The 25,843-nt window shown below is 57.5% G+C and carries 29 protein-coding genes; 11 read left to right on the top strand and 18 right to left on the bottom strand.

The window, feature by feature from the left end:
- Nucleotides 1–55: 55 nt before the first annotated feature.
- Nucleotides 56–847 carry an outer membrane protein assembly factor BamD gene (locus GZH91_RS06820; RefSeq protein ID WP_147074621.1) on the top strand — a complete coding sequence of 264 codons (792 nt, stop codon included), beginning with the start codon at nucleotides 56–58 and terminating at the stop codon, nucleotides 845–847.
- 59 nt (nucleotides 848–906) lie between these two features.
- Here the strand turns inward: GZH91_RS06820 and GZH91_RS06815 are convergent, their stop codons facing one another.
- The 4 genes from GZH91_RS06815 to sucC are packed head-to-tail and all read right to left on the bottom strand — an operon-like array spanning nucleotide 907 to nucleotide 4,911.
- On the bottom strand, nucleotides 907–1,245 hold the full coding sequence (locus GZH91_RS06815; RefSeq protein ID WP_147074622.1) for a P-II family nitrogen regulator: 339 nt from the start codon (nucleotides 1,243–1,245) through the stop codon (nucleotides 907–909).
- Nucleotides 1,246–1,269: 24 nt separating this feature from the next.
- Nucleotides 1,270–2,871 carry an NAD+ synthase gene (locus tag GZH91_RS06810; protein WP_147074623.1) on the bottom strand — a complete coding sequence of 534 codons (1,602 nt, stop codon included), beginning with the start codon at nucleotides 2,869–2,871 and terminating at the stop codon, nucleotides 1,270–1,272.
- Nucleotides 2,868–3,740, bottom strand: a complete 873-nt coding sequence (gene sucD / locus GZH91_RS06805) for a succinate--CoA ligase subunit alpha (RefSeq protein WP_147074624.1) — start codon at nucleotides 3,738–3,740, stop codon at nucleotides 2,868–2,870. Before sucD ends, GZH91_RS06810 begins: the two co-directional genes overlap by 4 nt.
- 1 nt (nucleotide 3,741) lies before the next feature.
- On the bottom strand, nucleotides 3,742–4,911 hold the full coding sequence (gene sucC / locus GZH91_RS06800; protein WP_147074625.1) for an ADP-forming succinate--CoA ligase subunit beta: 1,170 nt from the start codon (nucleotides 4,909–4,911) through the stop codon (nucleotides 3,742–3,744).
- A gap of 45 nt (nucleotides 4,912–4,956) precedes the next feature.
- Between sucC and GZH91_RS06795 the strand changes: the two genes are divergently transcribed.
- Complete coding sequence (locus tag GZH91_RS06795) at nucleotides 4,957–6,129, top strand: GNAT family N-acetyltransferase (RefSeq protein WP_147074626.1); 1,173 nt, start codon at nucleotides 4,957–4,959, stop codon at nucleotides 6,127–6,129.
- Between the two features lie 20 nt (nucleotides 6,130–6,149).
- Here GZH91_RS06795 and GZH91_RS06790 read toward each other — a convergent pair whose 3' ends face one another.
- From GZH91_RS06790 to GZH91_RS06760, 7 genes are all read right to left on the bottom strand, one after another.
- Nucleotides 6,150–7,391, bottom strand: coding sequence for an NRAMP family divalent metal transporter (locus GZH91_RS06790; RefSeq protein WP_198415425.1), 1,242 nt, complete (start codon nucleotides 7,389–7,391; stop codon nucleotides 6,150–6,152).
- A 365-nt stretch (nucleotides 7,392–7,756) separates the two neighbouring features.
- On the bottom strand, nucleotides 7,757–8,647 hold the full coding sequence (locus GZH91_RS06785) for a formylglycine-generating enzyme family protein (protein ID WP_198415424.1): 891 nt from the start codon (nucleotides 8,645–8,647) through the stop codon (nucleotides 7,757–7,759).
- 48 nt (nucleotides 8,648–8,695) lie between these two features.
- Complete coding sequence (locus tag GZH91_RS06780; RefSeq protein WP_147074627.1) at nucleotides 8,696–9,001, bottom strand: hypothetical protein; 306 nt, start codon at nucleotides 8,999–9,001, stop codon at nucleotides 8,696–8,698.
- Between the two features lie 67 nt (nucleotides 9,002–9,068).
- On the bottom strand, nucleotides 9,069–9,971 hold the full coding sequence (locus GZH91_RS06775; protein WP_147074628.1) for a CoB--CoM heterodisulfide reductase iron-sulfur subunit B family protein: 903 nt from the start codon (nucleotides 9,969–9,971) through the stop codon (nucleotides 9,069–9,071).
- A gap of 12 nt (nucleotides 9,972–9,983) precedes the next feature.
- A complete protein-coding gene (locus GZH91_RS06770) occupies nucleotides 9,984–10,616 on the bottom strand; it encodes a 4Fe-4S dicluster domain-containing protein (protein ID WP_147074629.1) in 633 nt (210 codons plus the stop codon).
- 12 nt (nucleotides 10,617–10,628) lie between these two features.
- A complete protein-coding gene (locus GZH91_RS06765) occupies nucleotides 10,629–12,869 on the bottom strand; it encodes an FAD-dependent oxidoreductase (protein ID WP_147074630.1) in 2,241 nt (746 codons plus the stop codon).
- A 2-nt stretch (nucleotides 12,870–12,871) separates the two neighbouring features.
- On the bottom strand, nucleotides 12,872–14,158 hold the full coding sequence (locus GZH91_RS06760) for a CoB--CoM heterodisulfide reductase iron-sulfur subunit A family protein (RefSeq protein WP_147074631.1): 1,287 nt from the start codon (nucleotides 14,156–14,158) through the stop codon (nucleotides 12,872–12,874).
- Between the two features lie 457 nt (nucleotides 14,159–14,615).
- On the opposite strand from GZH91_RS06760, the gene GZH91_RS06755 reads away from it, so the two are divergent.
- The 4 genes from GZH91_RS06755 to GZH91_RS06740 all read left to right on the top strand — a co-directional run bounded on the left by GZH91_RS06755 (nucleotide 14,616) and on the right by GZH91_RS06740 (nucleotide 16,736).
- Nucleotides 14,616–15,245 (top strand): TetR/AcrR family transcriptional regulator, encoded by a 630-nt coding sequence (locus tag GZH91_RS06755; RefSeq protein ID WP_147074632.1) that lies wholly within the window; start codon nucleotides 14,616–14,618, stop codon nucleotides 15,243–15,245.
- A 91-nt stretch (nucleotides 15,246–15,336) separates the two neighbouring features.
- The gene (locus GZH91_RS06750) at nucleotides 15,337–15,870 is read left to right on the top strand and encodes a carboxymuconolactone decarboxylase family protein (protein ID WP_147074633.1); all 534 of its coding nucleotides are present in this window, start codon (nucleotides 15,337–15,339) and stop codon (nucleotides 15,868–15,870) included.
- Nucleotides 15,871–15,884: 14 nt separating this feature from the next.
- A complete protein-coding gene (locus tag GZH91_RS06745) occupies nucleotides 15,885–16,112 on the top strand; it encodes a sulfurtransferase TusA family protein (protein WP_147074634.1) in 228 nt (75 codons plus the stop codon).
- A gap of 21 nt (nucleotides 16,113–16,133) precedes the next feature.
- On the top strand, nucleotides 16,134–16,736 hold the full coding sequence (locus GZH91_RS06740) for a nitroreductase family protein (RefSeq protein WP_147074635.1): 603 nt from the start codon (nucleotides 16,134–16,136) through the stop codon (nucleotides 16,734–16,736).
- A 25-nt stretch (nucleotides 16,737–16,761) separates the two neighbouring features.
- On the opposite strand, the gene GZH91_RS06735 is transcribed toward GZH91_RS06740, so the two are convergent.
- Both GZH91_RS06735 and ppa read right to left on the bottom strand, forming a co-directional pair.
- Nucleotides 16,762–17,319: a metallophosphoesterase family protein gene (locus GZH91_RS06735; RefSeq protein ID WP_147074636.1), complete on the bottom strand. Its 558-nt coding sequence runs from the start codon at nucleotides 17,317–17,319 to the stop codon at nucleotides 16,762–16,764.
- A gap of 45 nt (nucleotides 17,320–17,364) precedes the next feature.
- The gene (gene ppa, locus GZH91_RS06730) at nucleotides 17,365–17,913 is read right to left on the bottom strand and encodes an inorganic diphosphatase (RefSeq protein ID WP_147074637.1); all 549 of its coding nucleotides are present in this window, start codon (nucleotides 17,911–17,913) and stop codon (nucleotides 17,365–17,367) included.
- A 49-nt stretch (nucleotides 17,914–17,962) separates the two neighbouring features.
- Here ppa and GZH91_RS06725 point away from each other — a divergent pair, with 49 nt between their 5' ends.
- The gene (locus GZH91_RS06725) at nucleotides 17,963–19,183 is read left to right on the top strand and encodes a DNA polymerase Y family protein (RefSeq protein WP_147074638.1); all 1,221 of its coding nucleotides are present in this window, start codon (nucleotides 17,963–17,965) and stop codon (nucleotides 19,181–19,183) included.
- Between the two features lie 5 nt (nucleotides 19,184–19,188).
- Here the strand turns inward: GZH91_RS06725 and GZH91_RS06720 are convergent, their stop codons facing one another.
- Entirely contained in the window at nucleotides 19,189–19,512 is a 324-nt protein-coding gene (locus GZH91_RS06720) for a hypothetical protein (RefSeq protein ID WP_147074639.1), read from the bottom strand.
- 101 nt (nucleotides 19,513–19,613) lie between these two features.
- On the opposite strand from GZH91_RS06720, the gene GZH91_RS06715 reads away from it, so the two are divergent.
- The 4 genes from GZH91_RS06715 to GZH91_RS06700 all read left to right on the top strand — a co-directional run bounded on the left by GZH91_RS06715 (nucleotide 19,614) and on the right by GZH91_RS06700 (nucleotide 21,362).
- Nucleotides 19,614–20,105 carry a hypothetical protein gene (locus tag GZH91_RS06715; protein WP_147074640.1) on the top strand — a complete coding sequence of 164 codons (492 nt, stop codon included), beginning with the start codon at nucleotides 19,614–19,616 and terminating at the stop codon, nucleotides 20,103–20,105.
- 282 nt (nucleotides 20,106–20,387) lie between these two features.
- Entirely contained in the window at nucleotides 20,388–20,675 is a 288-nt protein-coding gene (locus tag GZH91_RS06710) for a hypothetical protein (RefSeq protein WP_147074641.1), read from the top strand.
- Nucleotides 20,676–20,704: 29 nt separating this feature from the next.
- Nucleotides 20,705–21,058, top strand: a complete 354-nt coding sequence (locus GZH91_RS17775; protein ID WP_147074642.1) for a DUF883 family protein — start codon at nucleotides 20,705–20,707, stop codon at nucleotides 21,056–21,058.
- A 16-nt stretch (nucleotides 21,059–21,074) separates the two neighbouring features.
- A complete protein-coding gene (locus GZH91_RS06700) occupies nucleotides 21,075–21,362 on the top strand; it encodes a hypothetical protein (RefSeq protein ID WP_147074643.1) in 288 nt (95 codons plus the stop codon).
- A gap of 286 nt (nucleotides 21,363–21,648) precedes the next feature.
- On the opposite strand, the gene GZH91_RS06695 is transcribed toward GZH91_RS06700, so the two are convergent.
- From GZH91_RS06695 to GZH91_RS06680, 4 genes are all read right to left on the bottom strand, one after another.
- On the bottom strand, nucleotides 21,649–22,383 hold the full coding sequence (locus GZH91_RS06695; protein WP_147074644.1) for a Crp/Fnr family transcriptional regulator: 735 nt from the start codon (nucleotides 22,381–22,383) through the stop codon (nucleotides 21,649–21,651).
- A gap of 31 nt (nucleotides 22,384–22,414) precedes the next feature.
- Entirely contained in the window at nucleotides 22,415–23,725 is a 1,311-nt protein-coding gene (locus GZH91_RS06690; RefSeq protein WP_147074645.1) for a diguanylate cyclase domain-containing protein, read from the bottom strand.
- A 196-nt stretch (nucleotides 23,726–23,921) separates the two neighbouring features.
- Nucleotides 23,922–24,569 carry a response regulator gene (locus tag GZH91_RS06685; protein ID WP_147074646.1) on the bottom strand — a complete coding sequence of 216 codons (648 nt, stop codon included), beginning with the start codon at nucleotides 24,567–24,569 and terminating at the stop codon, nucleotides 23,922–23,924.
- The gene (locus GZH91_RS06680; protein WP_161984196.1) at nucleotides 24,566–25,663 is read right to left on the bottom strand and encodes a PAS domain-containing protein; all 1,098 of its coding nucleotides are present in this window, start codon (nucleotides 25,661–25,663) and stop codon (nucleotides 24,566–24,568) included. Before GZH91_RS06680 ends, GZH91_RS06685 begins: the two co-directional genes overlap by 4 nt.
- Nucleotides 25,664–25,843 lie beyond the last annotated feature (180 nt).

Raw genomic sequence — 25,843 nt, 5'->3', positions numbered from 1 at the left:
GGCTTCGGCAGAAGTGTTTGGAGTATAATCTGGCAACTGTTTTACGGACGATGTCATGAAACGAAGTTTACTTGTTTTGTTGGTGGTACTGCTGGCCGGATGTGGCTTGTTACCCAAGACGGTTGATGAAACCCAGGGCTGGTCAGCACAAAGACTCTACGCGGAAGCCAAGGATCAGCTCAATTCGGGTGGCTACGAAAAAGCCATCAAATACTTCGAGACGCTGGAAGCGCGTTACCCCTACGGCCGCTATGCGCAGCAGGCGCAACTGGAAGTGGCCTACGCCTATTACAAGGACAATGAGCCGGTTTCCGCCATTGCCGCCTGCGACCGCTTCATCAAGCTGCACCCCGAACATCCCAATGTGGATTACGCCTACTACCTGAGGGGACTGGCCAACTTTACCGAAGACCAGGGGCTGTTGGGAAGTATTGGGGACCAGGATATGACCGAGCGCGATCCCAAGGCCGCACGCGAGTCGTTTGATTCGTTCCGCGAACTGGTCACACGTTTTCCGAACAGCAAATATGCCCCGGATTCGCTGGCGCGCATGAAATACCTGGTGGATGCGCTGGCCTCGCACGAAGTCCACGTCGCCCTGTATTACTACAAGCGCGGTGCCTATGTCGCAGCCAGCAAGCGCGCGCAGTACGCGATTGAGCACTACCCCAATGCACCCGCGATCGAGCAGGCGCTGGCAGTGCTGGTAAAGTCCTACGATAAAATAGGCATCAATGACTTGCGCGATGATGCCTTGCGCGTGCTGCAGAAAAATTTCCCGAACAGCAAATATGTCTCCGGCAATTTTGACAAAAGCAAACCCTGGTGGCGTTTCTGGCAACTCTAAATCAGCTTGTGTCTGAAGCTGGCAGCAAGGCCAGACAAGACAAGCCGCCACCAGCCAGATCAAATCGCAGTATCGCCGGTCTCGCCGGTACGAATCCGCACCACCTGCTCCACACTGGTAACAAAAATCTTGCCGTCGCCAATTTTGCCGGTGCGTGCGGCATTCACAATCGCTTCCACCGCCTGGTCGACGAGATTGTCCGACACCACAATCTCGATTTTTACCTTGGGCAAAAAATCCACCACGTATTCGGCACCGCGGTAGAGTTCGGTATGCCCTTTCTGGCGGCCAAAACCCTTGACTTCGGTGACGGTCAGGCCGGTGACACCGATTTCCGATAACGCCTCACGTACCTCATCGAGTTTGAACGGCTTGATGATGGCTTCGATTTTTTTCATTTCATTCCCCTTGCATAAAACAAATCAGCCCGGCCTGAACCGGGAAGTGATCGGATAGCGGCGGTCCTTGCCAAATGCACGCGGCGTAATGCGGATGCCCACGGGCGCCTGGCGGCGTTTGTATTCACTGCGGTCGATCATGCGAATCACGCGTACGACCTCGGTCTCATTGTAGCCTGCAGCGACAATCTCGGCAGGCGTCTGATCATGTTCGACATAGCGCTCGATGATCGCATCGAGCATTTCGTATGGGGGCAGCGAATCCTGGTCAGTCTGGCCGGCGCGCAATTCGGCGGAGGGTGCACGCTCAATGATGCGTTGCGGTATCACCGGCGCAATGCCATTGCGGTAATTGGAGAGCCGGTACACCAGCGTTTTCGGCACATCGCGCAGCACCGCGAAGCCCCCTGCCATATCACCGTACAGCGTGGCATAGCCGACCGCCATTTCGGATTTGTTGCCGGTGGTCAGCACGATGTGGCCGAACTTGTTGGCAAGCGCCATCAGCAGCGTGCCGCGTATTCGTGCCTGGATGTTTTCCTCGGCGAGGTCAAACGGCAAATTGTTGAATTCGCCGGCGAGGCCGTTGAGGAAGCTGTCGAACACGCCCTGGATGGGCAACTCGCTGTATTTCACGCCCAGCGTTGTCACCATGGTGCGGGCGTCTTCCAGGCTGATATCGGCGGTGAATTCGGACGGCATCATCACCGCGTGAACCTTGTCTGCGCCCAGTGCGTCTACTGCCAGCGCAAGCGTCAGCGCCGAATCAATGCCGCCGGACAAGCCCAGCAACACACCGGAAAAGCCATTTTTCACAATGTAGTCGCGCACGCCCAGCTTGAGCGCCGCGTACACGCATGCCTCGGTGCTCAAAACCGGCGCGATCTCGCCCGCTAGCGGCGACACGCCATCTATTTCGACCAGATAAACATCTTCAGCCAGCGCCGGAAACTGGCTGGTGAGCTCGCCATTTGCATTCATCACGAAGGAGCCACCGTCGAAGATCAGCTCATCCTGCCCGCCCAGCAAATTGCAATACACCACGGGCAGGTTGCTTTCACGAATACGTTCGCGCACCACCTGGTAGCGCTCCTCCTGCTTGCCGACATGAAACGGCGAGGCGTTGAGCACCAGCAGCACTTCCGCCCCGGCCTGGGCGGCGCCACAGGCCGCACCTTGTTCCCACACGTCGGCGCAGATATTCACGCCAAAGCGCACGTTATCCTGCTCGAACACGCAGGCTTGCGTGCCCGGCGTGAAGTAGCGCACTTCGTCGAATACCGTGTCATTGGGCAGGCGCTGCTTGCGGTAAACCGCTTCAATTTTGCCGGCGCGCAGCACCGAGGCGGCGTTATAGCGGCGATTACCTTCCTTGAGAGGGTGCCCCACCACGATCGTGATCCCGTGCGCCGCATCCAGCAGGCTGTTTAATGCAGCAGCGGACTGAACATAAAAATCATCGCGCAACAATAAATCTTCCGGTGGATAGCCCGACAACGCCAGTTCCGGTGCCAGCAGGATAGTCGCGCCTGCTGCCTGGGCACGTGCCGTCGCGGCACGTATCCTGGCCGCGTTGCCGACCAGATCGCCCACCGTGCAATTGATCTGCGCCAGCGCAATTTTCATCGCTGCATGGCCATCTGCACCGCCGCGCCCATTTCCGCCGGGGATTGCGCCACCACCGCACCGGCGGCTTGCAGCGCGCGCATCTTGGCTTCTGCGGTGCCGCTGCCACCGGCGATGATCGCCCCGGCATGCCCCATGCGCTTGCCTTTGGGCGCGGTGCGTCCGGCAATGTAGGCGGCCACCGGCTTGGTGATGTGCTGCTTGATGTAGTCGGCGGCTTCTTCCTCGCGCGCGCCGCCGATCTCGCCCACCAGAATGATGGCTTCGGTTTCCGGGTCGGCCTGGAACATTTCCAGGCAATCAATGAAATCCAGCCCCTTGATGGGGTCGCCGCCGATGCCCACGCAGGTGGTCTGTCCCAGCCCGAGCCGGGTGGTCTGGTGCACCGCCTCGTAGGTGAGCGTGCCGGAGCGCGAGACGATGCCCACCTTGCCGCGCTGATGGATGAAACCGGGCATGATGCCGATCTTGCATTCGTCCGGAGTGATGATGCCCGGGCAGTTGGGGCCGATCAATTTGGCACCGTTGGCGCGCAGCGCGGCTTTAACGTTGAGCATGTCCAGCACCGGAATGCCCTCGGTGATGCAGACGATGACCGCTATCCCCGCATCCGCGGCTTCCATGATGGAATCCGCCGCGTAATTTGCCGGTACATAAATCACGCTGGCATGGGCGCCGGTTTGCCGCACCGCCTCGCGCACGGTGTTGAATACCGGCAGATTGAGGTGTGTCTGTCCGCCCTTGCCCGGTGTCACGCCGCCCACCATCTGCGTGCCATAGGCCAGCGCCTGCCCGGAATGAAACGTGCCCTGCTTGCCGGTGAAACCCTGGCACAGGACTTTGGTATTTTTGTTAACCAGTATGCTCATGTCAGGAACCCTGTACTGCGGCAACAGCGCGCTGCGCCGCATCGGTCAAGCCGTCGGCGCTAATGATGGACAAGCCGCTTTCGGCCAGTTTTTGCTTGCCTAAATCAACGTTGGTGCCTTCCAGGCGCACCACCACCGGCACTTGCACTCCCACTTCCTTCACTGCCTGGATGATGCCGTCGGCGATAATGTCGCAACGCATGATGCCGCCGAAAATATTCACCAGCACGGCGCGCACCTTGCTGTCGGAGAGGATGATCTTGAACGCCCTGGCGACGGTTTCAGCCGTGGCACCGCCCCCGACATCAAGGAAATTGGCCGGTTCGCCGCCATGCAGCTTGATCAGATCCATGGTCGCCATCGCCAGCCCGGCGCCGTTCACCATACAGCCGATGTTGCCGGCCAGCGCGATGTAATTGAGACCGGCCTCCTGTGCGGCGACTTCCCTGGCGTCGATTTGCGTGTCGTCGCGCAGGCCGGCGAATTTTTTCTGCCGGCCCAGCGCGTTGTCGTCCACGCCCATCTTGCAGTCCAGCGCGACCATGCGCCCGTCTTCGGTAATCACCAGCGGGTTGATTTCCAGCAGGCTCAGGTCGGATTCGGTGAAGAGCCTGTACAGCGCGCGCAACATGCGGGTCAGGTCGCCGACATGGCTGCCAGACAACCCCAGACCAAACGCCAGATTGCGGCACTGGAATTCCTGCAGGCCTAGCAGCGGATCGCATAATTCACGCAGAATCTTGTCCGGCTGGGTTTGCGCGACTTCCTCGATCTCCATGCCGCCCGCAGCCGAGGCCACCACCGCGACGCGCTCGGTTTCCCTGTCCACCAGCAGGCTCAGGTACATTTCGCGCGCAATCGGCAGGGTTTCCTCCACCAGCAGCTTGCTCACAAATTGTCCGCCCGGGGCATTCTGGTAGGTCACCAAAGACGTGCCCAGCAGCGCATGCGCCGCTTCCTGCAATGCGGCTATGGATTTCACCAGCCGCACGCCGCCGGCCTTGCCGCGACCGCCGGCGTGGATTTGCGCCTTCACCACCCAGGCGTCGCCGCCCAGATAGCCGGTCGCGGCCAGCTCGGCGTGGGTCGGATCTTCCACCACAATCCCGCGCGGGGTAGTGATGTTGAACTCGCGCAATAACTGCTTGGCCTGATATTCGTGTAAATTCATGCTCGAAATGTTTTTTAGCAAAAACCGAATTGTGTCGGAAAACCCATGAACACGCCACAACCACCTCAGTTGCGCGTGCTGGCAGGCATGCACGAAGTCACGCCCGCAGCCTGGAACCGGCTCGCCGGAAACCAGCCCTTCCTCTCCCACGCCTTCCTGCATGCGCTGGAAGCCAGCGGCTGCGTGAGCGATGAAACCGGCTGGCTGCCGCAACACCTCACGCTATGGGAAGGCGAACACCTGGTCGCCGCGCTGCCTCTTTACGCGAAAAACCATTCCTACGGCGAATACGTATTCGACTGGGCATGGGCTGACGCTTACCAGCGCAACGGTCTGGCCTACTACCCCAAATTGCTGTCAGCGATACCGTTCACCCCGGTCACCGGGCCACGCCTGCTGGCGAAGAGCGACACCCAGCGCACGCTGCTGGTTCACGCTGCCATCGAACAGGCACAGGCTGTCGGTGCATCATCCTTTCATTGCCTGTTCCCCGGCGCAGCCGACAGCGCCGTGTTGCAGGACGCCGGGCTGATGATCCGGCGCGGCGTCCAGTTTCATTGGCTCAACCATGGCTTCGCCGGTTTTGACGACTACCTCGCCGCAATGAGCCACGACAAGCGCAAGAAAATCAAACAGGAGCGGCGCCGTGTGAGTGAGGCCGGCATCAGCTTCCGCCAATTGACCGGCAACGACATCCGTGCCGCGGACTGGGCGTTTTTCACCGGTTGCTACGACAACACCTACCGCCAGCACCGCTCCACTCCCTACCTCAACCTGGATTTTTTTCAGCGCCTGGGTCATGCACTGCCGGACAACGTGCTGATGATCGTCGCCAGCCAGGGTGGACACGACATTGCCGCCGCGCTAAACCTTTACGACAACACCACGCTATACGGTCGCTATTGGGGCGCGCACGCCTACTCCCCGGCACTGCATTTCGAGACCTGTTACTATCAGGCCATCGAATTCTGCATCGCACGCGGCATCCGGCTATTCGAAGGCGGCGCGCAAGGCGAACACAAGCTGGCGCGCGGATTTTTGCCTGTGGCAACCGCCTCTGCCCACTGGCTGGCCCACCCGCGCTTTGCCCAGGCGGTGGAAACCTTTCTGGAACGCGAATCGCTGGGCGTGGCGCATTACATCGGGGAATTGAATGAGCACACCCCGTTCAAGAATACTTGCGTGCCAGATCCATCCGGCAGCGCGGGCGGCGGCTGACCGGACAGGTGCGGCCTGTGTCAGCCAAACAGGCCGGTTAACCCGCCCCACACACCCAGCCCGGCGGTGAGTGTAATCGTCAGCGCCACGATCACGGCGTAGGCGCCCCGAAGCTGGCTGCCGCGAGGCAGGGCACGCCGCGCCAGCGCGTAGAGAAAGCCAAGGACAACCGGCAGCAACAGGGCGTTCATGACCTCTACGCCGACGCTGAGGTCGACCAGGTTGACACCGGAACTCACCAGCAGGCCGCTTGCCACCAGTACCGCCACGAACACCAGATAGAACCATGGTGCCTCGCGCGGGTGATGTTCCAGCGAGTGTTTGTACCCGGTGACTTCACCCAGCCCCCAGGCGGCGGTGAGCGACACCACAATGGCCGCCACCAGCGACGCACCCAGCATGCCCAGGGCGAACATCAGGCGGCCATTTTCCACGTCCAGGTAAGGGGTAAGCGCATGGGAAATCTGCTGCACCGTGTCGAGCCGGGAATCCCCGCCGCTGCGCCCGAAGGTGGCAGCCACGGCTACAAGAATGGCCGCCATAATGACCTGAGCGACAACTGCGCCGATCGCCGTGTCCCAGCGCGCTGCCGGCAGATGGTGCGGTTTCAGACCCTTGTCCACCACGGCTGACTGCTGGTAGAAAACCATCCACGGCATGATCACCGCACCAATGTTGGCCGCCACCAGATAGAGATAACCGTGATCGGCCAGCGGCACGCTGGTAAGGCCATGAAGCACCTCTGCCGGGTCCGGGCGGGCCACCACAGCAACGTAGACAAAGGCCAGTTCAAACAGACCAATGGCCACCGCGACGCGCTCTACCGAGCGGTACGACCCGGAAATCACCACCGTCAGCAAGAACCCCAGCGTGACCAGCACGCTGGCCCAGATGGGAATGCCGTAGAGCGCGCCTACGCCGGCGATGCCGCTCATTTCGGTAATCAGCGCACCGAGGCAGGACACCAGCAGTGTGGACACCGACAGCCACGCCCAGCCACGGCCGAAGTGTTGTTTAATAAGTTCGCCATGACCGCGCCCGGTGAGAAGACCCAGGCGCAAAGTGAGTTCCTGAACCAGATAAAGAATCGGGATCAATAACAATTGCAGTGCCAACAGCTTGTATCCCCATTGAGCACCGCTCTGCGCTGCAGTGATAACGCTACCGGCATCCGTATCGGCCAGCATGACAACCAGACCGGGCCCCGCCACGGCAAAGAAAGCGGCCAAGCGAGCGCGGGACGGCGCGACAAGTGTATTCATGGTGATGTATCAGTTAATTAATGAGAATGGTTTTCATTTTTTACCACCCGAAAGACAGGTCAATCACGCATATGGTTCCATGATGGTAAAAATCGTACCCTTGACCCCGGGCTGGACTTGAAGAATCAAAACGAACTACGGAGAAGGCCGGGCTTCGGCTCAGACGAAGGTATCTCGCAGGGGCGGCGCCATGAGGTGCCCTGCTCTTTGCCTGCTTTCTCCTGGGCAAGCAAGAGAAAGTCAGGCCATTGCCGGGCGGGGCCCCGGCGACTTGTGATGCGGGTAGCGATTGCTTAATCGTGTCTGCCCCATGATTTCGTATTCCAGCCTGTAGTGTGCAGCCAGTCAAAACATAGCCTATGCGGCTATATCTCCCGCACCACTCTGAACCCCAGATTCACATCCAGTTCATCCCGGAGCCGCGAGCGGCGGGCTGCGCTGCGGGCGGCGGTGGCGGGATCGAACCACGAGCCGCCCTTGACCACAATGCGGTCATTGCTGCCGCGCCCAGGCAGGCTGTGACCATCGGACGGCGCCTGTTGATGATCAGATTGCCAGGAACTGGCGGTCATTTCCCAGACGTTGCCGTGCATATCATGCAGCCCCCATAGGTTGGCGGGTTTGGTGCCGACTTCCATCGCCCACATCATGGGAGCGCATTGCGGGAAGAAGCTGCGGCGTTTTTTGGTTTTTTCCGGGAACGGAAACATCGGTTTGAACAGCACGTCGCGACAGCTGGCGTAATCGCCATAATGAAACGGGGTATGGGTGCCGGCACGCGCGGCATATTCCCACTCGGCTTCGCTGGGCAGACGGTACAGTTGGCCGGTCTCACTGTTCAGCCATGCGATGAACAACAGTGCATCAGCCATACGAATGTTCACCACCGGCTCGCGCCCGTGCGCCTGGATCAGTTCGCGCGCCTGGCTCCAGCCGGTGGCGGCACGGAAACGCAACCACTCCTCGGCGGTGATAGTGTAGCGACCCATCGCAAAAGCGCGACTGAGTTGCACGTAGCGCTGCGGTGCTTCGCTCGGCTCATGACCTGGCTCGTGGCTGGGCGAACCCATCTCGAACCAGCCGGCCGGGATCACTGCCATTTCCGGCCCCGCCGCGCCGTCGCTGCGCAGGGTGTCTGTGAAGTGTGCGTTCAGCCCCAGCTGTCGGGCAGCAGCCTGCTGGGCGTGATGCAGGGTGGCTTCGTCCATGTCGTGAACGAAACCGCCGGGGTGAACCTGGGCTTGATTGAACTGCATGGCTGTCCTGAATTCGATGATTGGGGAATATTCTATCGAATAAGACGGCTAGGCGCGAAATCCGTTCCGGTGCACCTGATTAATTGCCAATAAAAGCGGCTTGAACGGGATATCGCGTCCCCATTTTTGCACCAGCGGCATGAAATCGAGGTCGGTTTGCGCAGGGCAAGTGTAGCGACCGGCGGTCATGTCATCGAACAGCTTGCGCAATTGCACGTCGAGCTGGTCAATAAACGGCAGGTAGCGTTCCATTTCCTCGGGATCGTCCTCGACGCAGGCACGCAGTTCGTCCACTTCGTAAACGGCCTGGTGGACGAGGTCGATCAGCTCGTCCATGGTTTTGGGCTGGTGCATGGCAGTCCTTTTATGAAATGAAACAAAAACAGGGGCAAACGCCCCTGTGTCAATTGGTCCGGACAGCTTAACGCTTGGCGGCGATTTCTTCCAGCCTGGTGGCACGGATCATCTGGCCGTCGAGCCCCGCATCCTTGGCCGATCCGCCATAGGCGACGGTCATCAACTGGCTGTAATACATCACCGGCATGTTGAATTTTTTGCCGTATTTCTTGTTGATGGCACCCTGATATATCTCCACGTTGGCTTGGCACAGCGGGCATGGCGTGACGATCATTTCAGCGCCGTGGTCGTAGGCGGACTCGACAATGTCCTTGATCTGCGCCTGGGCTTTGTCCGGCTCGGAAAAAGCCAGCGCGCCGCCGCAGCAGGTAACTTTCTGGTCGTAGCTGGCGAGGGCTTCGCCACCGACGGTTTCCACCAGCTTGTCCAGGTACATGGGGTTTTCGAAGGATTCGCCGTCAATGCCGAACGGGCGGTTGGTCTGGCAGCCGACATAACCGGCGAACTTGATGCCTTCCAGCGATTTAACCACCGGTTTTTTCAGTTCGTCGTAGCCGAAGTCCTCGATCAACACTTCGACCATGTGGCGGATGTCGGCCTCGCCCTTGTAGTGGAGACCGGCTTCCTTGAGTGCTTCGTTGGTGTCCGCCATCAATTGCGATGAGGCGTCCAGACGCTCCTTGGTCTCGCGCGCGCCCAGCCAGCAGGCAGCGCAGGTCGCAACAATTTCCTGGCCCGGCAGATTTTGCTCGGCCAGCGCGAAGTTGCGCGCATTCAACACGTGGCGCGGCAGCTCGCCGCCTTCGGCATAACCGATGGAGGCGCTGCAGCAATTCCAGTCGGGGATTTCGGTGAGCTTGATATCGAGGGTTTTGCACATCGAGTCCACGGACTTGAGGTAGTTGGACGCCGAGGCACCGCGCTGCGACGAGCAGCCGGGGTAAAACGCGTATTCTTTCTTGGCCATTTTCAATACTCCTTAAGCCGTTTTGATCGCCTTGCGGCGCTCTTCAATCTCATGCGCCTTTTTCAGCATGGCATGGATGCCTTTCTGATCCTTGCAGCCGTGCGGCTTGAACAGCTCAAACGGGTTGAGCCGTTTGGCTTTCAACAAACCCAGTCCGACATCCTTCATCGCCAGGCCATTGATAATCCCCTGTTTGAAACCATCCCTGAAATACAAACCCAGGGAGAGTTTCAGCTCATTCACCCGGCCGGTCTGGATGCAGTTGTTCCAGAACAGCTTGGCAAAATGCCGGGTGGGCTGGTTTTTTGGAGCAATCCCCAGGCGGTGCGCGTAGTTGGCAAGTCCGTGCATGATGTGGGTAATCGGCAGCTTGCGCGGGCAACGCACGATGCAGTTGTAGCACGAGGTGCACATCCACATGGATTGCGAGGTCAGCACTTCCTCGCGCTTGCCGGCACGGATCATCATGAAGATTTCCTGCGGCGGATGATCCCATCCCGCCTGGAAATTGGTAGGGCAGGAGCCGGAGCATACGCCGCACTGCATGCACATCTTGACCCAGTTGCCCTCCTCCACCATGGCCTCGACTTCCTTGAGGAAGTTATTGTTGTACCGGGCGGCGGCCTGACTGCTTGAATTACTCATCGCGATGTTCTCCTAAAAGCCCTTGAACGGGCTCATGCCGATTTCGAACATGCGTTTCTCGAAGTCGTTGATCAGCTTCGGCACGCGGTCAATGTCGGTAATCGCCACTTCGTAGGTCTGCACCCGGTCGGTTTCCAGGTTGAAACCCTTCAAGGTGTCGTCGATTTTGCTCATGCGGTAATTGGCGAGTTCGGAGCCTTTCACGAAATGGCACTGGTACTCGTCGCCGTGCTTGCAGCCCATCAGCATCACGCCGTCATAGCCGGAGTTGAGCGCGTCGGTAATCCAGATGGTATTGACCGAACCCAGGCAGCGCACCGGCACCACGCGCACGAAGGCGCTGGCTTCGGTGCGGTTCATCGCCGCCATGTCCATCGCCGGGTAGGCGTCGTTCTCGCACGCCAGCACCAGGATGCGCGGCTTTTCCGAGAACTCGTCGGGGATGCTGACCGCCTTGATCTGGCTGCCCACGGTATCCACCGAGTAGTTCTCGAACGAGATCACCCGTACCGGGCAGGCGCCCATGCAGGTGCCGCAGCGGCGGCAGCGCGACTCATTCATCAGCGGATAGCCTTTCGCGTCCTCGTCAATCGCACCGAACGGGCACTCCACCGTGCAGCGCTTGCACTGGGTGCAACCCTCCATCCGCACCGAGGGGTAGGACAGGTCGCCCGAGCGCGGGTGTGCGGCGCTGCCGATGGCGGCATTTTCCAGCGCCTGGATCGCCTTGAGCGTGGCACCGGTGGCGTCTTCCCTGGCCTGGGCGATATCCATCGGGCGCCGTACCGGACCGGCAGTGTAGATGCCGGTGCGGCGCGTTTCGTAGGGGAAGCAAATGAAGTGCGAATCGGTGAAGCCGTATTTCAGCTGCGGCACGTCCTTGCCCTGACGGTAGTCCAGGTTGAGGATGGAAATGGTTTTTTTCTCCACCTCGGCGGCCGCCTCTTCGCCTTCCACCGCCTTGAAATCGATGTTCACGCCGGAGTTCGGTACCTGGCCGGTGGCCAGCACCACCAGGTCTGCGTTTTCAATGCAGGCATGCTGGTCGTCCAGGATCAGGTCATGGAAATTGACTTTGCAGGTATTGCCGGCAGGCTCCACCGAAGACACTTTGCCCTTGGTGAAAATCACCCCTTTTTCCTGCCCGCTGCGATAGAAATCCTCGCCGTTACCGGGCGTGCGCAGGTCGGTGTAGAGCACGGTGGTGTCGATGTCCGCATTGACGTCCTTGAAGTACATCGCCTGCTTGATGCTGGTATTGCAGCAATGGCCGGAACAGTAGGCCAGGTGCGTGCCGCTGGCGTCGCGCTGACCGGCGCATTGTACGAACACCACCGACTTCACCGGCTGGCCGTCGGAGGGACGCAGAATCGGGCCGCCGCGCTCGGCAGCCTCCCGCGCCAGTTGTTCCAGGCCACCCTGATCCACCACATTGGGCGATTTTCCATAACCAAATTCGGGCAGCTTGTTGGCATCGTAAAGTGCAAAGCCGGTAGCCTGAACAATCGCGCCTACGTCTTCCGTAACTGTGCTACCGGATTCAGTGGCGATTTCTGCCTGAAAACGCCCGGGCGCACCGCTGGTCTTGGCGATCGTCGCGTTGAGGTAAACCTTGATGTTGGGGTCGGCCTCGATGGCAGACACCATGTCCGCCACGCCATTATCCACCGGGGCCTTGTAGGGCTCGTGGGAAGGCACGCGCTTGTACAGTTTGGCCGCCCAGCCGCCGAGCTGGCCGGATTTTTCCACCAGCACCACGGGATAGCCGGTTTTGGCAGCTTCCAGCGCCGCGGTCATACCGGTGATCCCGCCCCCCACCACCAGCAGGGTCCGGCTGGTGCCGGTGTTGGGGTTACCCTCCGGCTGGCGCATGGTCTTGATTTCGGCACAGCCCATACGCAGGTAGTCTTCCGCCATTTCCTGCGTGGTTTCACGCGCTTCTTCGGTATCCGGACGAATCCAGATCACGCCTTCGCGCAGATTGGCGCGCGCCATGGCCACTTCGGGAAAATTGAACGCATCGGTCTTGGAGCGGCGCGAACAGGCGCCGATCATGATGTGACTCACGCCTTCGTTATCAATGTCGTTCTGGATCATCGCCACGCCTGCGTTGCTGCACAGGAAGGGATGAGGTTTGACTTGCTGGATTTTGCCTTCTTTTTTGACCACATCCACCAGCGCTGCAGTATCCAGGCGCTCGCCCAGACCGCAGCCCTGACAGATATACGCGGCGACTTTTTTCTCTACGGCCATGGTTAAACCTCCGCCTTTGCCACTCTGTTGACCACTTGAATCGCCCGCAGCGCGGCCGCCGTGGCGGATTGCACCGAGCGATTCACGTCCAGCGCGTTGGATGCGCAACCGGCACCGAAGAAGGCACCGTTGGCCGGGTCGGCCTCAATGAAGCCGCTGGAATCCACGAGGATTTCAATGGGGATGTTGGCGCCTTTTACCGACGGCTCCATGCCCACCGCCAGCACGCACAGGTCGTGCGGGGTGGCGTAACGGTGATAGCCTTCGGTATTCACACCGTGAAGAATGACATCGCCGCTGGCGTCGTCCTGGGTGACCTTCGCCACTTTGGATTTGATGAAACTGACATTGGGATTGGCCTGCACCTTGGCGTAGAAATCCTCGAAACGGTCAATGGCACGGATGTCGATGTAATAGATGGTGGACTTGCCCTCATCGCCATAGCGTTCCTGCACGTAGTTGGTCTGTTTGAGCGAAGCCATGCAGCAAATACGCGAGCAGTGGCGCAGGTGGTTTTCGTCACGCGAACCGGCGCACTGGATGAAGGCGACATTCTTCGCTTCCCTGCCATCCGACGGACGCAAAATCTTGCCGCCGGTGGGGCCGTGCGGATCGGCCAGACGCTCGAACTCGACGCTGGTGATCACATTCTTGAAGCGGTCGTAGCCGTAAGGCTGAATCCTGCTGGCGTCGTAGGGCTGCCAGCCGGTCGCCCATACCACAGCCCCGGCCTTGATCTGCACGGTTTCTTCCTGCATGTCGAGATCAATGGCGTCGTATTTGCACGCCGCCTTGGCCTTGTCTGCGTCCGGCGTGCCGATAATGGATTTGTCCAGTACATAGCGCATGGGATAGGCCATCTTGTTGGGCAGATAGGCTGCCTTCATCCTGTCCAGCCCGTAGTTGAACGGGTTGGGTATCTCGGCATCCACTGCCTTGGCGCAATCGCCACAGGCAGTACAGTTGGCGTTGACGTAACGCGGCGTGATCCTGATGGTGGCGGTGTAGTCCCCCCTGGCGCCGGTGATGCCGGTTACCTCCGCCATTGTCAGCAGGCGGATGCGCGGATTGGACTTCAGCCGGCGCAGGTTGATCTCCAGCCCGCAAATGGGGTGGCACAGCTTGGGAAAATAGCGGTACAGCTGAGAAGTACGCCCGCCAATGGCCGGATTTTTCTCCACCAGCACCACATGCTTGCCGGTTTCCGCCGCTTCCAATGCGGCAGTCATACCGGATATGCCGCCACCGACGACCAGGATGGTCTCGTTTGTTGCCACGACTTCCGTCATCAGGTCTCCTCCATTCAAACGGATAAAGCGTCCGCCAGTTACGACGAACACTAAAAATTTAGCTGGGATGCCGCTCGGGCGGTCTATTTTTTCCCGTAAAAAACTTGTTTCGCATACTCCCGAACTGCGGTGAATATTACTCCCAACGACGCAGCCTATCCACAACGTACCGGGGTAAATTCAATTGAAAATTCTTATCCTGAAATAGAGGTGTTGAATTGCAGCAAATGCTTATGCGGGTTGTGGTACAACTGTAAGTGCCAGAAAACTTCAAAACATGGTTGATGCCCCATCATCTTGAATGGAGGCAAGACCGTGGACCTCAACCCGGGCGCTTTTTGCTGCAAGTTAAAGAAACCCCATCGGGAATGAGCCGATGCACGATTGCCGGGGATTGTTTTCAGCGGCCGAAAAAACTTCTTGACACATCCATACCGGTTGGTATGATCCATGAACCATGGATACTAGGCAATCCGATCTGACACGCGAAAAAATCCTGCACGCCGCTTTCGGAGAAATCCACCGCAACGGGTTTCAAGCGGCGAGTATCACCAATATTTTATCCGACACCGGATTGACCAAGGGTGCGCTGTACCACTATTTTCCGGCCAAGCATGCGCTCGGCCTGGCGGTCATTGATGAGGTGGTGCAAGCGGGGCTGGAAGAAATGGTGTTCCGCCCGTTGCGCGAAGCCGCGCAGCCGGTGGCTGAATTGCTGGATATCATGCAGCGCAAAGCCGAGTGCGTGAACGAGGACACCATCAGGTTGGGCTGCCCGCTGAACAACCTGATGCAGGAAATGAGCCCGCTTGATGAAGCCTTCAAGGCGCGCCTGACGCTGATACTCAAGGCCTGGCAGACGGTGATACGCAACGCGCTGATAACGGGGCAGCGTCAGCGACAGATCCGGGCCGATGTGGATTGCGAGGCCGCTGCGCTGTTTATTGTGTCTGCCTGGGAAGGCTGCTGGGGCGTGGCCAAGAACATGCAGTCGGTAAAAACCTTTCGGTTGTGTATGGCGCAATTGCAGGACTATGTCCTGAGCCTGGGTCCCCGGTCCAGGTCCAGGAATAAACAGACTCAGTGAAATCGCTGCAGGCAGCGCGGTTTTATTTGGGGCATCAACATACCGCATGGTCGGTATGCATTCGTGAGTTGTCAATTCAAGGAGAAGTAATATGCCTATCATTCAAACCGTAGCCAGCGATCAAGCAAGCGGTAAAGTGGCTGAAATTTACCGTCAGATTGAGCAAGCCTTCGGACATGTGCCGAACGCCTTGCAAATGTACAGCAGCAGCCCGGCGATGCTGGAACAGCAATGGCAATCGATCGGCTATTACAAGAATCACCCCGCGTTAAGCTTTCCCCTGTTGACGATGGTGCGCATGCTGGTGTCGCAGGAGAACCTCTGCGAATACTGTGTCGGTTTCAACGCTGCCATGCTGATCAATATGTGCGGCCTGACGCCGGAGCAGGTTGCCCTCACCAAGCGGGATCCCGAACAGGCGCCCTTGAATGACAAGGACAAGGCAATGTTGCTGCTGGTACTGAAAGCCGTATCCACTCCGAATGCGGTCAGCGCGGACGATTTGCAGAAATTGCGCAGCCTGGGCTGGAGTGATAGCGACATGCTGGATGCGGTATCGCACGGCGCGAGAAATATGGCTGTGGATATCATCTTCAATACATTCAAAATCGAAAATGATTTCTAGACTGGAGGCTTAACATGAATTTCGATAAAGAACTGGATGCGCGCGGTTTGAATTGCCCGCTGCCGATATTGCGCACCAAAAAATCGCTGGCTGAATTGAATGCGGGACAAATATTGAAAATCGCGGCCACTGACCCGGGCGCGGTGAAGGACTTTCAGGCCTTCGCCAAGCAGACCGGCAATGAACTGCTGTCTTCGGCGCAGGACGGCGCCGAATTCGTGTTTTTCATGAAGAAGAAATAATTCAATCCAGGAGAGTGAAATATGGATGTCGCAACAGCAATTGAAACCCGCCGCGCGGTCAAGACGTATGACCCCGACCACCGCATGACCGAAGCGGAAATCGAGAAGTTGATGTCGCTCGCCATGCTTGCACCCTCTGCATTCAATATCCAGAACTGGCGCTTCGTGCTGGTGCGCGATCCGGGGCTGCGCAGGGAAATCCGCAAGGCAGCCTGGGATCAGGCGCAAGTGACGGATGCCTCCTTGCTGATCGTGCTGTGCGCCGACACCAAATCCTGGGAAAAGGACACCCCCCGCTATTGGCGTAATGCGGCGCAGCCGCTACAGGATTTTATGGTTCCCGCCATCGGCCAGTACTATGCCGGCCGGGAGCAGGTGCAACGCGACGAGGCCATGCGCTCATGCGGCATCGCGGCCATGACGCTGATGCTGGCGGCCAAAGAGATGGGTTACGATTCATGCCCGATGGACGGCTTCGACTTCGAGGCAGTGGGCAAGCTCATCAACCTGCCGCAGGACCATGTGATCACCATGATGACGGCGATCGGCAAGGCCACCAAGGAAGCGTGGCCGCGCGGCGGGCAATTGCCTATGAACGAAGTGGTGATCAACAACCATTTCTGATTTTTGTCATCGCCCCCACGTTTCACTAAATATGCGGGGTTACCCGCGTGAGATTGGTAATCTCATTCGGCGCGGCCGGTACGTCGCATACTTCAAACCGCATGGTTTCCAGGTCTCCCATGATATAGGTGGGCGCTGCGCCGACACCGCCTACCGTACCGGGGTTAAGCATCAGGCTCTGGCCGCCGCTGAGGTTGTCCACGTGTTTGATTTCGGCACGATGGTCATGGCCGCAGCAGACCAGATCGTAATCGCCGGTGCAAGCCATGGCGCGCGCGTAATGAGGATAATGGACGATGAAAATCTTGCGTCCGCCCAGTTCGATTTCGGCGTCCTGGCCATGGTAACGGATGACGCTGCCCTCCTCCGCCCCCAGACGCGACAGGTTGAACATGTCACCGGTGTTGTTGCCATGAATGACATGCACCGGCAAACCAAATTTTTGCAGCGCACGCAAGGTGGTGGGCGCTACCACGTCACCGCAGTGAAGCACGGCTTCTGCACCGCGGCTTTGGGCGTCTTCCACGGCTAACGCCATCAGGCGGCGGTTGTCATGACTGTCGGAAATGATGCAGATTTTCATGGTTGCACGCCCCAAAAAAGAGCCGCTGCCAGGCGGCTCGGCGGATTAAAATGCTGGCTTGTCCGCAGCGGCGTTGTAGCGTTCCACACCGGCCATGATTTCGGCCCTGGCTGCGTCGGCGTCAACCCAGCCCTTCACTTTCACCCACTTACCGGCTTCCAGGTCTTTGTAGTGTTCAAAGAAATGGGAAATCTGTGCCAGGGTCATTGCAGGTAAATCCTGGGGCTTCTGCACGTGTTTGTACAATCCGCACAACTTATCTACCGGCACGGCAAGCAGTTTGGCGTCCACGCCGGCTTCGTCGCTCATCCTGAGCATGCCGATGGTACGGCAGCGCACCACCACGCCGGTAATCAGCGGCACCGGGGTCATGACCAGCACATCCACCGGGTCACCGTCTTCGGACAGGGTGTGGGGAATATAGCCGTAGTTGCAGGGATAATGCATGGCGGTGGACATGAAACGATCCACGAACATGGCGCCGCTTTCCTTGTCTACTTCGTACTTGATGGGATCGCCGTGCATGGGGATTTCGATGATGACGTTAAAATCGTTGGGGACGTCCTTGCCCGCGGGAACCAGATTCAGACTCATGCGTTAAACCTTTACTTTCAGTGCAGTACAAAAGCCGCGATTATACCGTATGCTCCGTTCGCTCTACGTTGATTTCAATTCCTACTTTGCCGCGGTGGAACAGCAGGCCGAGCCGGCCCTGCGCGGCAAACCCGTGTGTGTGGCACCGGTGGTGGCGGAAACCACCTGCTGCATCGCGGCAAGCTATGAAGCCAAGGCATTCGGAGTCAGGACCGGCACGCCCATCCATGAAGCGCGCAAATTGTGCAAGGGTATTCGCATCGTGCCGGCGCGCCCGGCAATGTATGTGGAATATCACCATAAACTGGTCGCTGCGGTGGAGTCCTGTAGCCATGTGGAAGCCGTATATTCGATTGACGAAATGCACTGCGAACTGACCGGGAGCGAGCGCATGCGCGTCAACGCCGAAGCACTGGCGCACAAGATCAAGCGCACCATTTACAACACCGTGGGAAGCGAACTGCGCTGTTCGATCGGCATTGCGCCCAACCTGTTTCTGGCGAAAACAGCTTCCAACATGCGCAAGCCGGACGGCCTGACGGTGATTGAACTCAACGACCTGCCCGATTGCCTGTATCCACTGGAGCTGCGCGATATCAATGGCGTCGGGCGACAGATGGAAAAACGCCTGAAGCAGGCCGGGATTCACACCCTGCGCGAGTTGTGGGCAGCGGACAAGGCCCGGCTTGCGCGCGCGTGGGGCAGTATCGAAGGCGAGCGCATGCATGCCAAATTGCGCGGCGAATGGCTGCTGCCCGCCCCCAGCGCGCGTGCCAGCATCGGACACTCGCATGTGCTGGCACCGGAAATGCGCAGCGACCACGCCGCGCATTCGGTACTGCACAAGCTGTTGCAAAAAACCGCAATGCGCCTGCGCAGCCACGAACTGCTGGCGGGAGCGATGCAGGTCAAGGTGAAATACCTGCGCTACCCGCCCTGGAACGAGAAAATCAGCTTCGATCCAAGCGCGGATACGCTCACCCTGACCAACATGCTCGACCTGCTGTGGCAGAAAAAACCGGCCGTGCGCGACGCTCCGCTGGCGGTCGGGGTAACGCTCACGCGTCTGGTGGAAGCAGCGCACCACACTCCGTCACTGTTCGATACCAGCAATGCGCGCAGCACGCTCAACGCCACGGTGGACAAGCTCAATGCGCGCTTCGGCAAAAACGCCGTATATTTCGGCGCTGCGCACGATGCGCTGCAGGCCGCACCGATGCGCGTCGCTTTCAGTCATATTCCCGATCTGGATACGGAAAGTGACGAATAACCGTATTATGGGTAGCCACCATTGCGCTGCGCCGGATCAGGCAAATAGGCCACCGGACGGCTCCTCAATCCACCTCGCGCGGCAAAATTCCGTGCCGCATCGGCGCTTACCGCCAGCGATTCCAATCGGGTAAGCTGGGCCGCATCAAAACGCGCGGCTTTGAGCTTTTCCTCGTCCAGCCCGCGTATCCCTGCAGTAGCGACGATCTGGCCGGTACCCAGAACGCTGCCCGATTGCGGCCGCGTGCCCATGGCACGGGCCGCGGGCATCGACAGCAGGCCAGCCGTTGCGCAAATTGCGACAATGCCCATCAATAAGTGGGTACGCATAAATTTACCTCGCAGCGCGATTTGACTGTTTGAGATGAGTACAACTCGACTTGGCTGTCCAGTCAAGCTAATCTCTTGGAAAATTCCGCACACCAGAAATCATGCATACAAAAACCGCCCTGCTCGCCCTGACCCTGCTTGCTTTCTGCCAGTCCGTCCAGGCCTTTGAGGTCGGTGAATTCAAAAGCGGCATGACGCGCAACCAGCTCAGGGCCACGCTCAAATCGTGGAATTTTGAAAACAGCATCGAAACCGGCGACACCCTGATGGTGTATGACGCGCCGGATAACCCGGCAGGCCGGCGCTACGTGTTCATTTTTTGCAATGACAAACTGGTTGGCTTCGATCAGGAACTGGCTGCTTCTTTCAGCAATTTTGTTACCGTTACCGGCAATTTCAACACCCAGTACGGTAGCCCATTGAAGCTCGTGGCACTCCACAACGTGGTCGGCACGGGCGAGAAAAATACCATGGCGATTTACTGGCGCAAGATAAGTGACGTCATCGGCGTGCGCTACATCCTGCAGCCCAACAGCGAGCAGCTTACCACCACTTACCAGGTCAGCAACAACTGCTGGCAGGCGCCAAGATAAAACTTGATGGCGGTGTGCATGCCGTCATGAAACCCGTTCAGCTACCGGAATTGCAACATGCTTCGACCTATCCCAATGCGCTTGACGCTCCTTGCAGCGATCGCCTTGACCGGGCTGGCCCCGGCTTGAGGAATGGGCAGGCACCCGTCATTTTCAACCAGCCATCAACACCGCAAGAACCAGGTGGCAACGCCCCGCAATACTCAACGATACCGCAGCTGCGCCAGCTTCCTGGATCAATCGTGAACCTCGCCAGCTTTGTCATACACCCGGCTCGCGCAAATGGCAGCGGCACCCAAAGCACACCGCAGCGTCGCTGCGGCTATTGGCAAAAACACCATCGTCCTGCCCGGCAATCAGTTCCACTGCCGTGTTGGCATCTATGTGCGTTCACGTACAGACAGGGAAATTGCGAGGCTTTATTGTGAATTCCAATGTTTCGGTTTCCTCACGGCGGAGTTAATCGTCTGTGGTGATAATCAAAATAGCGCAGAAATAGAGAAGATCGCCGAATTGGCGAAAGCAGTGCCGGGAATTAAAACACTGAACAATCAACTTGAAGTTAAATAAATACTTCACCGCTTACCAAGGAGAACGTCATGGAAACAACGGCTAATAATTTGAGTTCCAATCAGAGCCCAATAGGCAAATCCATTGCCGGAAATATTGACGACGCCAGCGTCGGGGCCCATCATACTATTGACAAGGTTTCAGAGGCTGCCCGGCCCGCCGTGGATCGCGTTGCCACAGGGGCGCACCAGGTCGTCGACAAGCTGGCTGGCGCCGCGGCCAATGCGGCCGAAACGCTGGGTGTCAAAGGCGAGCAGTTCAAACAGGCACAAACGCGAATCACTGAAAATTGCCGCGATTATGTACGTGAGAACCCCATTGCGTCGGTTGGTATCGCTGTAGTCGCAGGCTTTCTGCTGAGCCGGTTCATCGGCACGCGCTGATCATAAACCATCCATCATGGCAAATCCCGCTGCCGATATCCTTCCTCCGCACGAAACAGCAGCACCTGCGCCCGGGCTGATTGAAGATGCCAAGTCTTTATGGCTGGAACTGGTTGGCCTGTTGCAGGATCGCCTGCAGCTTGCGGCGCTGGAGACCAAACATGCCGGGGAAAGCCTGGTTGCCATGATTGCAACCGCTGTCATGAAAGTTCTGTGGCAGGCCAACATGGGCCGCGGGGCGAAGCCGCCGGCGTTCAAGGGTGGAGTGCCGATGATTCACGCCGGGGTCCTGTACGCACCCTGATACCGGAACGGTATTTTTTTGTTTTTCGATGCGGCCAGACACAACTTTCTGGCGCTGGCGCACCTGTTTTAGCTGTTTTTCTGCCCGGTGCTGCGCCGTTTCCCGGCAGCGGACGCACCTCGGCCGTCATGCAGAGATTCGCCCGTCCACCAGCCTGTTCACCTGTGCCGCATTCTTCGCCAGCCCGCGGTAACGCGTCTTGGGGTATCCATAAAACATGCCAATCTGGAAAACCGAATCATTCGGCGCTCGACAAGTTTTTTATCCAGGCTACTGGCTGGACTGCTCAGGCCGCAAGCAAGTCAGTAACCAGACGTTCTGATTCCTTCTTCAATATGCCGTAACACTCGCATACATGGGTCTCTAATTCTGGTCTGTTCGTCACTTCTATGTGCCCACGATGGTAGCTGATTATGCCAGCCTGCTGCAATTTCCTGGCCGCTTCGGTTATGCTTTCACGGCGTACCCCGAGCATATTGGAAATCAGTTCCTGTGTCATCGCCAGACTGCTAGAGTGCATACGATCAAAATTCAAGAGCAACCAGCGACATAACTGCTGTTCTACTGAATGGCGCCGATTGCAGGCAGTAGTTTGCGCCATTTGCATAATTAAAGTTTGGGCATAACGCAGTAGCAATTGCTGCAACGTCCCGGCGCGGCGCCCTCCGCTCCGACCTAACGCCTCCCGTAACGATTTGGCCGGGATTCGATAGCCGTAGCCTGCGGTGTGGATCGTGGCCTGAGTAAGCGCCGCATCCCCTCCCATGAAAACCGAAACGCCGAGCATGCCCTCATTGCCAACCACAGCCACTTCCACCGATGCTCCATCTTCCAGGCCACAGAGCAGTGATGCTGTGGCAGTGGTGGGGAAATAGGCAAATTGCAATTTCTCATTAACCTCGTATAGAACTTCAGCGCAGGACATTGAAACCAATTCAAGGTGAGGAGCAATGCGCTCAAATTCAGGTGGGCTCAACGCGCGCAGAATATAATTTTGTTGCGGATCACGGAGCTCTGACATATCGATTACCCCCCCGTTATTAGTTTCGTATTTATTTTTGCAGCGAATAAATGGGACGCCCCTCTTCCTTTCTCTCGAATATCAGATAATCATTGCCTCCTGCAGTCTTAACCCTATACATGGCACTATCGGCGTGTTTGAGCAGGGTCTGACCATCCTCACCATGTTCCGGATAAATTGCTATACCGATACTGGCTTGGACAGGAATATTCTGACTGTCCATAATCAAAGGCTCGCCTAGCAACGCGACTATTTTTTCGAGCACCTTCATAACATCTTGCCGTAGCGCAACTTCGGTTAGGATCAGAGAAAATTCGTCGCCACCCAAGCGGGCTACCGTATCCCCTTCGCGCAAGCATTGTCTAATCCGGAACGCCGTAGTTTGCAAAACCGCGTCGCCCACAGCATGCCCAAGGGTATCATTGATGGCCTTGAAGTGATCCAAGTCCAGCAACACAATGGCAAACCCGTCATGGTTGCGTGACCCCCGCGCCTCTGCTTGTTGCAACCTGTCCAGAAACAGATTGCGGTTTGGCAACCCGGTCAGACTATCGTAGTTGGCAAGATGCTCGAGCCGGTGCATGATTTGAACCTGCTCGCTTACATCGCGTCCTGAGGCCATAAAATGGCTCATTTTTCCGCTGGCATTGTAAAAAGGACGAATGATTTTATCTTCATAAAAAAGCGCGCCATTTTGACGGCGATTCACGAACTGACCCCGAAATGACCTGCCTGCCCGCAAAGTTGTCCACATTTCCAGGAAAAATGCGGGTTCGTGCACCCCGGAATTCAAAATGGCATGAGTACGCCCCACTAACTCGTCTTTGCGATAGCCCGTGAGTTCTTCGAATGCGGGGTTCACGTATTCGATTAGGCCTTCCATGGTAGTAACTGCCACAGCGTCATCGCTCAATTCCGACACCTCTTGGAATTTCTGCAGCTTCTCATCTTCGCCTGCAAGAGCACGCTGTGTACGCAGTTCGAGTAAAAAAAAGGGGCGGCCATCTATCTCCAATGGCACGAGTGCAGCCTTCAGGGGAAATTCTCTGCCTTCGTTGTCTTGTCCGCTAAAAGCCAGCCACTGTTTGCCCTCCAAGTGGAATGTATTGCAGGCGAGGCTGAATCCGGGGAAACGCGCCCCAATCGGCAATCCAGGCAATAGACCCGTCACAGGCTGGCCGATAATCGCCTGCGGGTTTACGCAAAAGCAGTTCGCAACTCCCGGACTGCAATATTTGATGATGCCGCTTTCATCCAATAGCAACAGGGCGCGCTCGGTATCTGCACACAGGTACGGAAATGAGGATGGTTCCTTTGTATGGCGTATTACGGGCACTTCCATCGAGGAACCTTTACTGGGAATGGTATGGCGCCTTATTCATTGACCTTTGTCTGGATGAACTCTATATCTATGCAAATTGTCCGGACATACCCCGAAGAAAGTATTTTGTATACCCGATTCAGGGTAGAGCGGTGTAGGTAATGTGGCTGGGGGCAACACGCTCCTAAAGCCCAAAAGGCCAGACTCGTGTTTTTTATCAGGCTTGTATAAGGCCTTCGCGAATGGCGTATTTGGTAAGTTCAGCAATGTTATGCAGATCGAGCTTGTTCATGATATTGCGGCGATGAACATCAACCGTGCTAACCGCGATGAATAACTCCCAGGCAATTTCAGATGAGCGCTTCCCCTCTGCCAGAAGACACAGAACCTCGCGTTCGCGGGGAGTAAGGATTGTTGGAAAGCGCAACTCTGCACTGTACTGACTTTTGCGCATTGAGGTCATTAGCGCCATGAGGATTTCGGGACAAAAATAGGGTTCATTCTTTTCCATGGCGCGTATCGCCCGCAGCAATTCATCCCCGGCCGCGGCCTTGGAAACGTATCCCGATGCACCAGCATTGAGCATTTCCTCGACGAAATGTCGGTCTGTATAGGCAGACAGCGCGATCACCTTCACATCGGGCTGTTGGGCAATCAATTGTCGTGTGGTTTCGATACCATTAATACCCGGCATGCCGATATCCATAATCACGATATCGGGATGCACCCGTGCAGCGAGATCGAGTGCATCTTGCCCGTCCCCCGTCTCCCCCACCACATCGATATCACCTTCCATATTTAGTAAATAGTGCAGCGCGTCACGCAGCAATTTGTGGTCGTCCACCAGCATCACACGCAAACTCATTCGAGCAGCTCCGGGGCAATGGATGCATAGGCCAACGGGGCGAGGAGAGAAACTTGGGTGCTTTTACCCGGCCTACTCTCGATTTCGATACCCCCCTCAATATAGCTCAATCGTTCCTGGATGCTTCGCAGGCCTAACGCGCCGGGCTGGGCCAGGACTGCGTCATAATCAAAGCCCTGACCTGCGTCAGCAATCACGATTTTCAGCCGGCCGCCCATACGCTTGACTGATAGCACGGCCCTGTCGACCCCGGCATGTTTGGCGACGTTGATGAGTATCTCCCGCACGGCGCGGAACACGAGGGTCGCTACCGGCAGATCAAGAGGTATGGGCAGGCCGCCGTCTTCTATCGACACATTCAGACCGCATACGCGGTGAGGCGCCTCCGTCAACCACTCCAGTGCCGATACCAGACCGGTTTCATGCAACAAAGGCGGGCATAGTTGAAAAACCATCGAGTGCAACGACTGGTGGGCTTTGGCGAACAGCGAACTTATTTCCCTCACAGGCTGCCTAAACGAAGGGGATTGGTTTTCTTTCTCCCAGGCTGCCAGCTTGTGCCTGGTGACGGTAAGAATCTGACCCAGGTCATCGTGAAGGTCATGGGCCAAGGCGTGGCGCGCCTGTTCCTCTGCCAGAGTCAATTCCATTGTCAAAGCCCGCAGTTGCGCCGTGCGCTCCTGCATGCATCGTTCGAGAGGCCCGGTCACCTGCCTGCATGCCTTGATAGGCATCTGCGCATTGTGCTCGCCGTTAGTGATATCGATATAGATGATAACTATCCCGCAAAGGGAATCGTTATCCGTACTGTAAGGCAGTATACGGCACAGGAACCGACGGCCGCTGCGCATTTTAAGTTCGCGTTGAAACGGCGATAGCGTATTCACGACTGCTTTTGCGGCGTCGATTAAGCCATCTGCAACGAGTTCCTGAGAAACCTCGCCCAGTGGCCGCCCCTGATCGGACAAAGACAGGCTGAGTACATTCTGTAAGTTCAAAGTGAACCCCGTGACACGTAGTTCATGGTCAAGGCATAGGAGCGAAATTTCGCTGCTTGGCAACGTGTTAACGAGTAAGGAATAAGATGTATTCATCCAAGGGTTGCCCCGACTCATTCGCCCCCACTGCCGGGATTAAGGTAAGTATAGCCGGTTCGGGCGATTTCCTATTTTGATGAAGCTTTTTGTTTCTTACTGCTTGCAGTGGCAGCTTTTCTATGGGTTCCGGATGGTTCGTCCATTTGAGTTTCAAGCTGATCTTTCAACTCGCTGATC

Origin of the sequence: Sulfuriferula plumbiphila (assembly GCF_009938015.1) — a bacterium.
GTDB classification, from domain to species: Bacteria; Pseudomonadota; Gammaproteobacteria; order Burkholderiales; family Sulfuriferulaceae; genus Sulfuriferula; species Sulfuriferula plumbiphila.
This window is presented reverse-complemented; position numbering and strand designations above follow the sequence as displayed.